The organism is Ruminiclostridium cellobioparum subsp. termitidis CT1112 (assembly GCF_000350485.1).
Classification (GTDB): domain Bacteria; phylum Bacillota; class Clostridia; order Acetivibrionales; family DSM-1351; genus Ruminiclostridium; species Ruminiclostridium termitidis.
The window spans coordinates 1-14,678 of record NZ_AORV01000036.1 but is presented as its reverse complement, the minus strand read 5'-3'; the positions used below and the strand labels follow the sequence as shown (position 1 = coordinate 14,678).

Below are 14,678 nucleotides of genomic sequence, written 5' to 3'. Positions count from 1 at the left end.
TAAGGGAGGAATTTCAATAATGAAATACACTATTATTAATGGCAGTCCCCACAAAGGCAATACATGGAGGTTGGTGGAAATTATCCAGGCTGAAATTCTCAGGTTGTCTCCCGAGTCTGTTTTTGAAGAAATTCATTTAAAAGATTTGGAACTCCCATATTGTACAGGCTGCAGCATCTGCTTCAGGAAGGGGCATAAGCTCTGTCCCCACAACTGCATAATGCAAAGCATGATGGATAAGATCGAACAAAGCGACGGTATTATTTTTGCATTCAGCACTTTTAACATGCAGCCGCCGGCCCTGGCGAAAAATTTTATTGACCACATGTGTTTCATGCTTCACAGGCCTCACTTTTTCAGGAACAAGGCTTTGGTGGTCTCCACTACAGGAGGTGTGGGCGCAAAAGATGCTGTTGATTATGTGGCGGGAACTCTGAGCGGAATTGGATTTAACAGGTGTTACAAATTACCGGTTTTGTCTTACAGCTGGAATGCGTACAAGCCCAAAGAAAAGACCGTGGCAAAATGCAAAAGGGTTACTGCCAGGTTTCACAGGGACGTGGCATCTAAGAAGCTCCATGCTCCGTCATTTGGTATCCTGTTGGTTTACAATTTATTCCGGGGAATGAGCAGGGGTTATGCCGAAGGAACAGAATATGAAACCGAAGACGGTGCATACTGGACTGATAAGATCAGGGTAAAAAGCACCTATGATCCTTCGATAAAGGTCCCGGCATTTAAAAGAGCGTTTGGAAGTGTCTTTTTTTCAATAGGTGTCTTGGCTTCAAAATTTGTTACAATTACGTACAAAAAATAGTTAATATCAGATTTACGGAGGGATTATTTTGGGGGAATTGGAAAAACTGCCTAACATCGGCAAGGAAATAGAACGGCAGCTTAATGAAGTGGGAATAACAACTTTTGAACAACTGTCCATTATGGGCAGCAGACAGGCCTGGCTGAGAATAAAAAGTATAGACGATTCTGCCTGCATCAACAGGCTTTACGGCCTGGAGGGAGCAATACGGGGGATCAGATGGCACAAACTTCCGGAAGAGGTTAAAGGAGAACTGAAGGAATTTTATAATAAATCCAAATAGCGGCATATACTAATTTTCACCGGCGGAGGACTTGGCAGTGAACTATATACAAAGCAGTCAGAACAGTACAATAAAGGAGATTAAGGCTTTACATCAGAAAAAGCACAGGGATTCCCATGAGATGTATTTCGTAGAAGGTATCAGATTTGTCAGCGATGCCGTTGACAACGGGCAGGTGATAATAAAGGCTGTCATATCGGACAGGCTGGAAAGTCTTAACGGCGGAGAACTGCTCATTTCAAAACTCTCCGAAGTGTGTTCCGATATTTATAATGTACCGGACAAACTTTTTAAGGAGATATCCGATACACAGTCTCCGCAGGGCGTCCTTGCGGTTTTGAAAAAACGGACGGCTGGAATTGGTGAGGCATTGCGCCAAGGAAAATCAGTGGTGGTGCTGGACAGCCTCCAGGACCCGGGCAATGTGGGAACCATTATCAGAACAGCCGATGCGGCCGGGGTCTCAGCCGTATTGATGACCAGGGGCTGTGTTGATGTCTATTCGCCAAAAGTACTGCGCTCCACCATGGGATCGGTTTTTCATCTCCCAATAATCGAGGATTTGGACATTATAAATACAATTCAATTGCTGAAGAGCAGCGGCTACAAAGTCATTGCATCCCATCTGCACGGGCAAAACAATTACTATGATGAGGATTTGACCTGTAAAAGTGCAATTATAGTGGGGAATGAAGCAAATGGAATAAGTGAGGAAACTGCTGCATTATCCGATAAACTCGTAAGAATACCCATGCCTGGAAAAGCAGAGTCACTGAATGCTTCGGTTGCCGCATCAATAATGATATATGAACTGGTCAGACAGAACAGGGCTTAGAAATCGGTTTCCCTGCCGCAGACTTGTTTTATAATAAGAATTGATATATAATTATTTAAAATTGGGAACGTTCCCTGTCAGGAGGCAGAATTGATAAATATATTTGATATAGCGAGAATCGCAGGCGTATCCAAAACAACTGTATCAAGAGTGATCAATAACCAGCCCGGAGTGAGGGAAGATACCCGTATCAGAATACTTGAGGCAATCGAAAAGCTGAATTACATTCCGAACCAGGCGGCCAGGAGCCTTGTGTCAAGAAAAGCCGGGGTTATCGGTGTGATATACAACGAATTCAATACCTCTGTGTATTTGAAACTGGCCAATCTGTTGGAGGATTTTGCCTCCCGGTACAATTACAATATAGTTTTCAGCAGTTCCAACGATGATTTTAATTCGAAAGCGCGGTATGTACAGTATTTTACCGGAGGTGCGGCCGATGGCCTCATATTGTTCGGAAGCGACACAAGAGATAAAGAGCTGGTTCAGAAAATAATAAATATCAATTTTCCGCTGGTACTGATCGAGAACCATTTTAATGACCTGAAAGTCAATAATATCATCATAGACAATTTTTCCGGCGCAAAGAGTGCAGTTAATTTTTTAATCGGTTTGGGACACAGCAAGATAGCCCACATTACAGGAAACCTGAATCACAGGGCTGCCTCGGACAGAATGAACGGATATATTGAAGCAATTAATTCGTCGGGTATCAAATATAACAAGGATTATGTCATATATACGGATGCGGGAGACAGCAGCGGTGCGGCAGCCGTGGAAAGGCTTATGTCACTGGCCGAGCCGCCGACGGCTCTGTTTACCTTTAATGACCTTCAAGGATATGAAGCCGTACAGAGAGCCATGGAATTGGGTGTAAACATACCCCGGGACCTGTCGGTTGTGGGCTTTGACAACATTTATGAGCTGCTGCGTTTTATTCCCTCCTGCATACGGCTGACCTCCATGAAGCAGCCCATGGAGAAGGTTGCCGAGGCGGCAATCAAGCTGATAATTGACAATATAGACAATAGAAATACAAAACCCAGAGTGATATCCTTTGATACCGAAATTTATGAAGGAACCTCCTGCATAGAAGTCATATGAGTATATTTTATTATATTCTTAAATTCTTTATAAACCCTTTAAATGGTGATTTTTGAGGGGATTCCCTCTATAAGGAAAATATATTTTTTTAATAAAAATGGGAGCGTTCCCATTTTGCTGGGAGGATTATATGAGGTACGGTTATTTTGACCGAAAGAACAAGGAATATGTTATTACCAGACCGGATACTCCAACGCCATGGATAAACTATATCGGCAGCGGAGCATACGGCGGTATAGTGTCCAATACGGGAGGAGGGTACAGTTTCCACAAGGATCCTCAAAACCGCCGTGTTACCCGTTACAGGTACAACAATATTCCAATGGACAGACCGGGAAGATATATTTATATCAGAGATAAAGAAACCGGTGAATATTGGAATCCGGGTTATCAGCCGGTGCAAAGGAAGCTGGACAGCTACAGCTGCCGCCATGGTATGGGCTATACGGTACTTGCCGGTGAGTACCGGGGAGTTGTTGGAGAGGTTACTTATTTTGTTCCCGATAATAAGGATTTCGAAATATGGCACTTGAAGGTGTCAAATACAAGGGCTGTAGCTCAAAAACTACAGGTTTTTGCCTATGCCGAGTTCTGTTTCTGGCAGGCCATAATGGATCAGCAAAATGTGGACTGGGTACAGCAGATAAATCAGGGCAGATTTGAAGATGGAATAATTACATATTATCCGCATTATATCAGTGACAATGCCGCTTTCTTTGCGACAGCAGAAGAGGTGGGCAGTTATGATACAAACCTGGAAGCCTTCATGGGAAAGTACCGTTCGGAAGGCAATCCCCTGGCTGTTGAACAGGGGGGCTGCAGCAATTCCATTTCCTACAGGATGAATGGTGTGGGCGCTTTTTGCATGGATGTTGACCTTGGGGCCCGAGAGGAGAAGGAAATTGTCTTTATTCTGGGCTTTGCAGAGGACCGGAAAAATATAAAAGCCGATATTGGGGCTTATTTAACGCCTGAAAATTCAAAGGCGGCTCTGGACAGACTGAAGGCTTACTGGAAGAACTACACAGGAAAATTGAGTGTGGAAACTCCTGATGAGGACATGAATTTGTTCGTCAATATATGGAACCAATACCAGTGTAAGACCACTTTTAACTGGTCACGTTTTGTTTCTCTTTATCAATTGGGACTTGGAAGAGGCATGGGCATACGTGACAGTGCCCAGGACACCCTTGGAGTGATGCATGCTATTCCAGGTGAGGCCAAGGAGCTGATAACAAAGCTTTTGCAGTGCCAGTACACCGACGGCAGGGCATATCACCTGTTCTTCCCGCTGACAGGAGAGGGCGGACAGGGCGATGCGCCGGTCAAATTGTTCGATTGGTATTCGGATGACCATCTGTGGCTCATTCTGGCAGTTAACGCGTATGTGAAAGAGACCGGCGATTTCGGTTTCCTGAACCAGTCTGTACTGTACAATGACAAAACTACTTCGGCCACCGTCCTGGAGCATCTGGATATGGCCCTTAATTTCACAAACAATAACAGGGGGCCGAATAATATTGCACTTGCCGGTCGTGCAGACTGGAATGACACCTTGAATCTGGATACCGGGAAGGGGATTGCCGAAAGTGTATTTACCTCCATGCTTTACTGCAGGGCGGCAGCAGAGCTGATAGAGTTGTGCGGGTATCTTGGAAAGCAGGAGCTCTGCGAAAAGTATCAGGGCATGTTTGATGAGATGAGAAATGCCATCAACGAGAGCAGCTGGGACGGAGAATGGTACAAGCGGGCATTCGACGACTGCGGACAGCCCATCGGCAGCAGGGAAAACAAGTTCGGAAAGATATTCATTAACTCTCAATCCTGGGCGGTGCTGGGCAGGGTGGCCGATGCCGAAAAGGCAAGCAAATGTATGGAATCGGTTGGCAGGTATTTAAATTCAAAATTCGGAATTGTGGCAATGTATCCTTCCTATACCGAATATGATGATACAAAGGGCGGGGTGACCACCTATCCGCCCGGAGCCAAGGAAAACGGGGGCATATTCCTGCACACAAACCCATGGGTAATGATAGCTGAAATAATACTGGGCCATGGGGATAGGGCTTTTGAGTATTATTCCCAGATACTGCCCGGAAAGAGAAATGACGATGCCGAACTGTACGAGGTTGAACCTTATGTTTATTGTCAGAATATTTTAGGCAAGGAGCATCCGCAGTTCGGTGTAGGCAGGAACTCCTGGCTGTCGGGCACCGCAGCCTGGAACATGGTGGCGGCCTCCCAGTATATTCTGGGGATCAGAGCAGGTTATGACAGACTTGTGGTTGACCCCTGCATACCGTCCAAATGGCAGGGCTTTAAGGCAACAAGAAAATTCAGGGGAGTAATATACAATATCGAAGTACAAAATCCCAACAGGGTAAGCTGTGGAGTTTCAAAGATTATTGTGGACGGTGCCGAGGTTGAAAAAATTCCGGTATTCAAAGCAGGCACTGCGCATCATGTAGTTGTGGTAATGAAATAAAGTTGAAGTATTATTTACCGGCCGGATATGCAGGCAGGTTGTTTAAAAAATAGTAAAAGGGCAGAATAACTGCCCTTTTACTATTTTTATAGTGTTGAAATTCCTGCAATTAAAATTATTTGTTCATTACAGTATTCTGGCGATAAAGACGATCAGGTACGAGGCCGGGATAAATATCAGAAAAGTTAATGCCGACCCTAATATTTTACTGCCAACCATGCCTATGACACAGCTCCTGTAATCTGCCACACTATATTTACCCTCAATAACCTCATCTGTCAGAACTGATAAATACGGATCTATAAAAAGTGCCGACAGTATGGTTCCCAGACCGGTTAAAACAGATACCAGAGTCATACAGGTTGTGCTGAGTTCGGGTTCAAGAGTTGAGGCATATATGGGAGAAAAAATACCTGCCGTCAGCAGTGCTACAGTCAACACATTCATAACCAGTATATTTACCGGAAGCTTTTTCAGGTTTACACCCTGTATATTGGTTCTAGTCGGTATGGCAACAGAGTTTTTTATATAGGCCACACCTGATTTGGAAAAGCTGTGCAGCATCAACTTGAACACCGATTTGTTTACCGAAAAAGCTTCCACCCCCCTGGTAAAGATTCTTTGAAAGGTAGGCAGAAGCGCAGCTCCTGCAATACTGGCAATAACAACATCAAGTATAAGTATATAAAAGACAGGCACCAGATTGGTTTGATCACCCGACTTTGCTATATATTTGGTGAGCAGCGGCGACTGAAAGACACCAGCAGCTCTCGAAAATAAAGCAATAGCATTAAACAGTGCCGAGGATACCGCTATTTTTCCCGTTCTTACCCCTACAATTCTGACGGAATAAGCCAAAGTACCTATTATAGTTATTAAAAAATTAAGAATAAAAACCAAAACTAATCTATACATAAAAGCCTTTCTCTTTAAAGCCTTTCTCTTTTGCTTAATACATATAATTTATTTAAACTTCAAAATCCATAACCAGTCTGTTTTTTTTGATTTCAGCCTCCGAGAGCATTTTTTTAATCTGTTCCTTGTTGCCTTTAAGTTTATTACAGGCATTTTCTATCTGACCCATAAGCTTTTGAACCTGATACATATCCTCGCGGATTTTATCACGGACATTCAAATCGGTAAATATATTATCAAACCAGAAATCAACGGCTCTTGTGGTTGGGTCGATGCCGGCATATGCGCAGACATCATACATATTCACGTCTCTAAGTTCATTTTCAAAATCCTTCATAAGCGAACCAAGACGGTTGAGTTCGGATTTTGCGTCGTCGATGTGGTCGTATTTTGCCATATGGCTTAAAATGCCTCCGCCTCCCCAGACATCATAGGTTGCCCAGCCTTCGGCACTTTTTAAGTGATTTACTGCATTGGCGGCTGCCGATATAACCCGGCCGGCGGCATGCAGGGCTTCATCCGTTTCGGCAATTTGCCTTGTTAGTTCAAACTGCTGTTTTTCCAGTTCTGTATATGAAGAAAAAGCCTGCTCGCTGATTTTGCTTTTAATTAAGTTTTCACGCCGCATATATTCAGTATCAAACAGTTTTTTATCGGCGGACAGTTCGCTTATTTTTTTTGCCAGTCCGGCTTTCTCCTGGGCAAGCTGTTTTACCCTTTCGGCAGCCTTGTCGTATTCCAGCTTGGCAGAGAGCATCTCCCGGGTTTCCTTATTGACTTTACCCTCATACAATCTGATCAGCTTTAATAAAGTATGGGAAAATTTATCCTTCTGAAGTTCATCAACGTCCAGTGCTTCAGACTGGTACTTATGCAAAAGGCTTCTTACGTCATCCTCTGCTTCATACAGCCTTTTGCTGAGACTTTCCATCTGTTTCTGCAATACCGGCAGAGCTGCCAGCCTGCTTTTTAATTCTGAAAAGCTGTTGTTGTCCATGAGAAAGACCTCCTTAAAAAATATATTGTGTGATATTCCTAGTTTGCCGGGGATTCCTCAACAATGAGGATTTTGTTCAATATGTCCATACCCCGGTCTATGTCTACATGTTCGTTTATAAGTAAATCAATGCTATCTGGATAAGTTAAATAGCTTTTTTCCATTATAACACCTTTGGCGGTAAATATATCATTTAGCTGCAGTACTTTGTCCCAGAACATTGTTGCTCTAGTCAGCTCTATTGAGCGCCCGTCATCTAAAAATACATTATAACCTAATTTCAGTTTTATTTGTCTTTTATACGGTGTTGAGTACGGAAATATTTTTATATGTTCTATATTATTATATGAGTATATTTTGACTGTGTCGAAGTTATGAATTTCTATTTGTGTATCAGAAATTTTGGTATAAGTATTAAATAATAACGATAAAACAATCAAAAATAAAATTATCATAAGTGAAAGCGATCTTTTGAAACCAATCCTTTTGTAAATATTATTAATTGCACTGATTATGTATACAGGTTCTTTTTTTTCATGTATAAACAGTATAAATGTCAAAGATCCAAACAGGATGAAAATTAATTTTACAAAACCAGGCTGTATCAGCAGTATATCACTATCATCCATCAGCAGGGTTTTCTGAAGAAAGGCGAACAGCTTAAAACCCCCAAAGCATATTGCTGATATTGGTAAAGCGTAAATTATTAATATAATAAGCACTTCATGCCAAATCGTTTTATGCTGCAGATTCTTTTCACCAAAGGTTAATCTGGATACAGCTTTTGTAACTTTATTCTTTCTCCCTCTATAGTTAGTTATTTCTGTGAGGATTCCGCTGTTTTTATAATATTTTACCTTATATTGCTTGCCTTTAATCAGTCTTATATCAGAGTAGTCCCCGCTCAGGCTGATACATTCGGCCCTGTCACTGTATTGAAAGGTGGCAAGCTGTATGGGCGGCATGGGAATGACCTCGTGCCTGTAGGATTTATACAGCAGCTTGTAATCACAAAAAATTAAAATATCACTTTGAATTCCTGCTGCCTTGTCATTATGTATTTTTTGAATTTCTTTTACTACAAAACCAAGTGAAAAAATAAAAGTAATTAAAAAAAATACAAAAGCAAATGCAAAGTCAGTATTCCCCTGAAATAAATTAACTGCCATATATACAACAGGAAAGAGCAGCGCAAGCTGCCCGGCAAGCATTAACGACAATCTCCGATAGCTCATATAAACCTTTCGTCATTGAGGATTTAACAACTACATTTATTGTATATTCTGGTAAAATTGACGTCAAGTGAGAGACCGGAAAACTCACCCTTGAATAATTTTACCTATATTGTTATAATATCAGGGAACAGTTCGAATACTAATTGTTGAAATGCCTGGGACTCCCTGGCTATAGCATATTGGCGGCTGTAGTTCAATTTCAGACAATGTGATATTTAAAAGCTATGATGGAGAAGAGTAAGCGAGACAGGATGTTGCAGAGAGAAGGCATCACCGGCTGTAAGTGCCTTTAACGGAATACTTGCCAAAGTTCCCTCCGAAGCTGTGGTTCTGAACTAATATATGATTTTGCCAGGCATTCGGCATGAGATGCCGGCTGGCACATCAGTGTAGGAACTGCCGGTAAAAACCGTTATATTTTAATGAGTTTGGAGATTGGTTTTTACAGTTAATGTACTGCATTCAATGTCTCCGATAAAACTGGGTGGTACCGCGGAGAATGCCTTCGTCCCTTTGGGATGGGGGCTTTATTTATTGTCTGTGAGAGTATAATTTTTTAAATAAATTTTAAGGCTGAAAGTGTTTGAAAAACAGCATTACAGGAAATTCAGACATATTTGATTAGAGATGATTTAATGAAAGGAGATAATAGACGTGATTGAAAAAATCAGTATATTAAGGGAAGCCGCGCTTGAAAAAATAAAACAAGCTGCAAGCAGTAGTGAAGTTGAAGAACTCAGAGTAAAACTTCTGGGCAAAAAGGGTGAATTGACCGAAATGCTCAAGGATCTCAAAAACATGGCTATTGAAGAGAGAAAGCAATTTGGTCAGGAGGCTAATGAGTTAAAGAATGAGATGACCGGGCTTTTGGAGTCAAAATTCAAGGAGCTCAGTGCCAATGATGTCAAGAAGTCCTTGAGCAGCGGTTCCAGCTTTGATATTTCATTGCCGGGGACCCAGTTCAAGGTGGGTTCACTGCATCCGGTAACAATTGTCCAGAAGGAAATCGAAAGGATATTTACCGGAATGGGCTTCAATATAGTTGACGGTCCCGAGGCAGAAGAGGAATTTTATAATTTTGAAGCATTAAATATACCAAAACACCATCCTGCAAGAGATATGCAGGACACCTACTGGCTTGAAAACGGTTCTCTTCTCAGGACTCATACTTCACCCTGTCAGGTGAGGGCAATGCAGAAATACGGCGCTCCGCTGAAAGTTATTGCTCCCGGAAGGTGTTTCAGGAATGAGAGCACCGATGCCTCCCACGAAAACACTTTCTTTCAGCTGGAAGGTATGATGATCGATAAAAATGTCTCCATTGCAAACCTCATTTATGTAATGAAGCTGTTATTGTCCGAGGTATTTAACCGAGACGTAAAGATAAGATTGAGACCCGGTTTTTTCCCATTCGTGGAGCCTGGTTTTGAACTTGATCTGAATTGTATGATATGCGGAGGAAAGGGCTGCCCCACCTGCAAGCACTCGGGCTGGATAGAGCTTCTTCCCTGCGGCATGGTTCACCCCAACGTATTGCGCTACGGCGGAATCGACCCTGAGGAATACACAGGTTTTGCCTTTGGTTTGGGCTTGACCAGACTTGCGATGATGAAATATGGAATCAGTGATATCCGCGTTCTTAACTCGGGAGATTTGAGAGCAATGGAACAATTTTCAGTAAGGTAGGAGGGAAAAAAGTTGAAGCTGTCATTAAATTGGTTAAAAGATTACGTTGACTTAAGTGGAATTGATATAAAAGAATTGTGGTACAGATTTACCATGTCTACCGCAGAAGTGGAAGAGGTGGAATTTGTAGGCCAGGATATACAGAACGTTGTTGTGGCAAAGGTGCTGAGTGTTGTACCCCATCCTGAATCAAAGAAGCTGAAAATAACACAGGTTGATTCCGGGGACGGAATTCTTCAAATTGTCTGCGGAGCTCCGAATGTTACCGAAGGCATTCTGGTACCCCTTGCAAAAATGGGGGGCTCGGTAAAGAACATGCCCAAACTGGGCAAGGTGAAACTGGTTGGAGTTGAAAGCTTTGGAATGCTCTGTTCAGCAAAGGAACTCGGAATCAGCGATGACCACGGCGGACTTCTGGTACTTGAGGGGGATTATGCCCCGGGAACAGATATCAAGTCAATTATAGATATAGATGATGTTATTATCGAAATCGATAATAAATCACTTACAAACAGACCGGACCTGTGGGGGCATTACGGAATTGCCCGTGAAATAGCCGCAATATACGGCAGAGAGCTGAAACCCATGCAGCTGGATGATCTAAAGTCCGCTGAGGATAAACCCAAGCTTGACATTTCAGTAGAGGACACAGAAAAGTGTTTCAGATATTCCGGACTTAAGATAGACGGCGTAAAGAAGCTGGAAACCTCCATGAACATGAAGGTCAGGCTGTTCTACTGCGGAATGCGTCCAATATCACCGCTGGTGGATCTGACCAACTATCTGATGCTTGAAATGGGGCAGCCCATGCACGCCTTTGACAGCAGACAGGTGGAAAGCGGCATAGTTGTCAGAGCAACAAAGGAACCGACTTTATTTAAAACACTTGACGGTACTGAGAGAAAGCTTCCTGAAGACGTACTGCTGATATGCAACAGGGAAAAGCCGGTTGCGATTGCAGGGATCATGGGCGGTGAAAACTCCGAAGTGCTTGAGGATACAACCTCCATATTACTGGAGTCTGCGAACTTTGAAGGCTCTTCCACAAGAAAGAACTCCACAAAAATAGGTCTTCGCACCGAGGCCAGCGCACGTTATGAAAAGATGCTTGACCCCAATATGACTGTGACGGCAATACAGAGATTTGTAAAGCTTTTAAGGGATATGCAGCCCGACATTCAGTTTTTATCAGCTTTGACCGATGTGTACTGCTGCAGGCTGGAACCCATTGATATTACAATAACAAAACCGTACATTGACAAATATATCGGTAACATTCTGACAAAGGAAAGAATGGTTGACATTCTCAGAGCGTTGGAATTTAAGGTGGATGTGGAAGGAGATACCTTCAACATAAAGGTGCCGACCTTCAGAGCTACAAAAGATATTACAATGAAGGTTGATATTATTGAAGAAATCACGAGAATCTTCGGTTATGACAATATCCAGCCTCAGACCCTGGATATTGCGCTAAAACCGCTGCAGTACAATGAGGAAAGACTTGCCGACCACAAGGTAAAAGAGCTGCTTTCCGAGAAATTCGGCGCAAGCGAGGTTAACAGTTATATCTGGTACGACAATACCTTCAACAGCAGAATGGGCATTGAAACAAACGGACAGGTGAAGGTTTTGAATCCCCAGGCACAGGACGCCAATACACTCAGAGACAGTATGGTGCCCGGAATGCTTGCCTTTGCTGAGAAAAATGAAAAGTCATATGAGGATTTCCTGCTGTTTGAAATCGGAAGCGTATTCAAAGCAGCATCGCCAAAGGACAAATGTGAGCAGCATAAAAATCTGTGTATATTGGCTGCCAGCAAAGTTAAAAGTGAAGATGAGCTGTTCTATGATCTGAAGGGAATAATTACGTTTATAGCTAAAGCCTTAAAGAATGCGAATCTGGATTTCTCTGTATGTACAGGAGGCTTAAACTGGGTGCATCCTATGAAATCAGTGGATATAAGCACAAATGGAACCCCGATGGGGTATATAAGTGTAGTCCATCCTATGATTAAAAAGAACATTGCCAAAAAGCTGAACATAGCTGTGCTGGAAATAAACAGAGATGTGCTCCAGGCTATTGATACTGGGGTTATCAAGTATAAGGAACCATCCAGATTCCCTGAGGTCGTTCTGGATTACAGCTTCCTGGTGGACAACGGGGTTACCTTTGACAGAGTTAATGAGGATATCGGCAGCTTCAAGTCAGACTTGCTCAATGGTTTCGGCTTTGTTACCATTTACACCGGGAAGGGCCTGCCCGAAGGCAAGAAGAGCATGACCTTCAGATTTGTAATAGGTTCGGCAGAAAAAACTATGTCAAGCGATGACATAAATGCTTTTGCAGGTAGTCTCATTGACTACATGAACAGCGTAGGCTATGCTTTGAGATAGTTCAGGTTAGAACTGGTTTACGCTTTTAACCAAAAAGAATATTGCAATAAATAAAATCATCCGTCTGGAATAATTTGTTTCAGACGGATTTTTCATATACAACTGGCTTTATCAATGCTGTCATGTCCAATCCTCTGAGGGTCAAGCATGATCTTCTACTGCCCAGGTATTTCAGCGATTTTCTTAAAATCTCATGTATATTAAGATTAAATCGAAAAAATAAATAAAGATTCATTTGTTAAATCAACTTCAAAATTTACTATTCAATATAGGAATAAATTTTAGGAGTTGAAAAGGATGTACACCAGAGCACCGGATAAATCGGTAGCTGCACAGAATAAAAACCTCCAGAACTCATCATCCAGGCAAAAACCCCTGGTCAAGCAGCCCAACTATATAGAAATAATTCAACGTCTCAAAAGACTGCCCAATTCATTGACACAGCAGGATATAAATATCCTACAGAAAACCATCGGAAACCAGGCAGTTATTAAGCTGCTTACCGATATTAAAAAGATACCTCCAAAAAACAGCCAACCTGGTCAAGACAAAGAAACTACTCCCGGCACTCAGGACAAGCAGACGGATTCTAAAATGCAGCAATCGGAAAAACAACAGTCCGGATTACAGCAGCAGGATGCCGGCAGTAAGACCGTGGAAAAAACCGGAGAACAAAGTGACTCAGGTGACCTGAATACCAGGTCGTCAGAGGCATCTGGGCCGGCTGAACAAAAGGTTGAAAAGCAGGCAGCAAAGGAAAAGGCTGCTCCGGTAACGGCAGAAAAGTCCAACGCTGAAACTGCTCTAAATAAATCAGATGCAGGGGGAAATACCGGCACTGTTTTAAGTAAATCCGATGCAGGCAGTAATATCGGTAAGCAAGTAAGCCTAAAAGAGAGTGAACCGGCCAAGGAAAACTCTTCGCCGCAGGAGACTTTACAGCAAAATAAAGAGCCCCTTCCAACAAAGCCTGAAACCAAAGGTGAAATAAATCCCCAGACAGATAAAGAATCAAAACCTGCTTCCCCCAAGGAAGACAAAGCAGCTGAGGGCGGTAAGCCAGCTGAGGATAAAAAAGCAGAAGAAGCAGCAGCTGATAAAAATACAGAAGCTGCTAATAAAGATGTTCAGGCCAAACAGGAAGCCGTGTCACCTGTGGAAGATATCCCAGCTCCAGCAGGCTCTGAAAAAGCCGGCAAGTCTGAAAATGCTGCAAATAGCGAGAAAGCTCAAAAGCAGGCAGCAAAGGCACCTGCAGTCAAAATCTCGGGCGAAGATCCTCTGAAGATACTGAATCAGCTGGGAAACATTCCACCTACCGAAGCAGTTAATGCATTTTCCCAGGCCGCTGCTGTTTCAGACGGTGCCTTTGAGAAACAGCGGGCAAAGGCTCAGGCTGTCATGCCTGAGATTGCCACACCGACAGGGCTACCCGGGAAGAAGGAGCAGGGCAAATCTGCTGCCAATAAGGTAAAGGAAATAAAGCATAATGAGCCTGCTGCCTTCAGGAGCGAGAAAACAGGGGGCAAGGCACACGAAGGAATACCCGGTGACATTAAATTGAGCTCAGACCCCGAAGCCGACGCAGATGACGTAATGGCCGAGGCCAGACAGTATTCGAAAAATATACCTTCAATTGGAATGACAGGAGAAGCCGATCCAAATCAGATGGAGGGTTTTAAAAGTGAGGCAGAACAAAATGTTCTGTCGGCAAAACAGGCTGAATTAATTCAGACCAACCAGGATTTTGGAGAAAACGGCATAGCACCCAAAGAAGATCCAACAAAATTGAAGGCTGCAAAACCCATAAGCCCAGTCATACCCCTTGGGCTGGAAATCAACAGGACAGCACCCATACCTCCTGATGTGGCTTCCATAGCCAATCCCCAATTGAATTCCGAACTAAAAACCTATATGCAGGGAAAAG

The 14,678-nt window shown here is 42.9% G+C and carries 10 protein-coding genes, 1 pseudogene and 1 other annotated feature; of the genes and pseudogenes, 8 read left to right on the top strand and 3 right to left on the bottom strand.

From position 1 onward, the window contains the following. The first annotated feature begins 19 nt into the window (after positions 1 to 19). The 5 genes from CTER_RS13590 to CTER_RS13570 all read left to right on the top strand — a co-directional run bounded on the left by CTER_RS13590 (position 20) and on the right by CTER_RS13570 (position 5,524). A complete protein-coding gene (locus tag CTER_RS13590; protein WP_004626190.1) occupies positions 20 to 817 on the top strand; it encodes a flavodoxin family protein in 798 nt (265 codons plus the stop codon). A 28-nt stretch (positions 818 to 845) separates the two neighbouring features. Further along, entirely contained in the window at positions 846 to 1,100 is a 255-nt protein-coding gene (locus CTER_RS13585) for a TfoX/Sxy family protein (protein ID WP_004626361.1), read from the top strand. 37 nt (positions 1,101 to 1,137) lie between these two features. Continuing rightward, positions 1,138 to 1,935 (top strand): TrmH family RNA methyltransferase, encoded by a 798-nt coding sequence (locus CTER_RS13580; protein ID WP_004626257.1) that lies wholly within the window; start codon positions 1,138 to 1,140, stop codon positions 1,933 to 1,935. Positions 1,936 to 2,025: 90 nt separating this feature from the next. After that, complete coding sequence (locus tag CTER_RS13575; protein ID WP_004626288.1) at positions 2,026 to 3,039, top strand: LacI family DNA-binding transcriptional regulator; 1,014 nt, start codon at positions 2,026 to 2,028, stop codon at positions 3,037 to 3,039. Positions 3,040 to 3,169: 130 nt separating this feature from the next. Next, entirely contained in the window at positions 3,170 to 5,524 is a 2,355-nt protein-coding gene (locus tag CTER_RS13570) for a glycoside hydrolase family 94 protein (RefSeq protein WP_004626276.1), read from the top strand. Positions 5,525 to 5,650: 126 nt separating this feature from the next. Here CTER_RS13570 and CTER_RS13565 read toward each other — a convergent pair whose 3' ends face one another. Genes CTER_RS13565 through CTER_RS13555 form a run of 3 tightly spaced genes read right to left on the bottom strand, consistent with a single transcriptional unit; the run spans position 5,651 to position 8,671 of the window. After that, positions 5,651 to 6,439: a lipid II flippase family protein gene (locus CTER_RS13565; RefSeq protein WP_004626222.1), complete on the bottom strand. Its 789-nt coding sequence runs from the start codon at positions 6,437 to 6,439 to the stop codon at positions 5,651 to 5,653. Between the two features lie 52 nt (positions 6,440 to 6,491). Beyond that, the gene (locus tag CTER_RS13560) at positions 6,492 to 7,436 is read right to left on the bottom strand and encodes a hypothetical protein (protein WP_004626233.1); all 945 of its coding nucleotides are present in this window, start codon (positions 7,434 to 7,436) and stop codon (positions 6,492 to 6,494) included. Between the two features lie 38 nt (positions 7,437 to 7,474). Next, positions 7,475 to 8,671 (bottom strand): hypothetical protein, encoded by a 1,197-nt coding sequence (locus CTER_RS13555; protein WP_131469437.1) that lies wholly within the window; start codon positions 8,669 to 8,671, stop codon positions 7,475 to 7,477. Positions 8,672 to 8,886: 215 nt separating this feature from the next. Continuing rightward, positions 8,887 to 9,187, top strand: a binding site (T-box leader). Positions 9,188 to 9,325: 138 nt separating this feature from the next. Between CTER_RS13555 and pheS the strand changes: the two genes are divergently transcribed. From pheS to CTER_RS13540, 3 genes and pseudogenes are all read left to right on the top strand, one after another. Further along, a complete protein-coding gene (pheS, locus tag CTER_RS13550) occupies positions 9,326 to 10,357 on the top strand; it encodes a phenylalanine--tRNA ligase subunit alpha (RefSeq protein WP_004626238.1) in 1,032 nt (343 codons plus the stop codon). A 12-nt stretch (positions 10,358 to 10,369) separates the two neighbouring features. Then, the gene (pheT, locus tag CTER_RS13545) at positions 10,370 to 12,751 is read left to right on the top strand and encodes a phenylalanine--tRNA ligase subunit beta (protein WP_004626307.1); all 2,382 of its coding nucleotides are present in this window, start codon (positions 10,370 to 10,372) and stop codon (positions 12,749 to 12,751) included. A 297-nt stretch (positions 12,752 to 13,048) separates the two neighbouring features. Beyond that, positions 13,049 to 14,678 (top strand): annotated as a pseudogene (locus CTER_RS13540) (hypothetical protein); the annotation flags it as partial.

Coding starts and splice junctions, on each gene's coding strand:
- CTER_RS13555 (WP_131469437.1), bottom strand. CDS start 8,671: ATGAGCTATCGGAGATTGTCGTTAATGCTTGCCGGGCAGCTTGCGCTG.
- CTER_RS13565 (WP_004626222.1), bottom strand. CDS start 6,439: ATGTATAGATTAGTTTTGGTTTTTATTCTTAATTTTTTAATAACTATA.
- CTER_RS13560 (WP_004626233.1), bottom strand. CDS start 7,436: ATGGACAACAACAGCTTTTCAGAATTAAAAAGCAGGCTGGCAGCTCTG.
- CTER_RS13590 (WP_004626190.1), top strand. CDS start 20: ATGAAATACACTATTATTAATGGCAGTCCCCACAAAGGCAATACATGG.
- CTER_RS13570 (WP_004626276.1), top strand. CDS start 3,170: ATGAGGTACGGTTATTTTGACCGAAAGAACAAGGAATATGTTATTACC.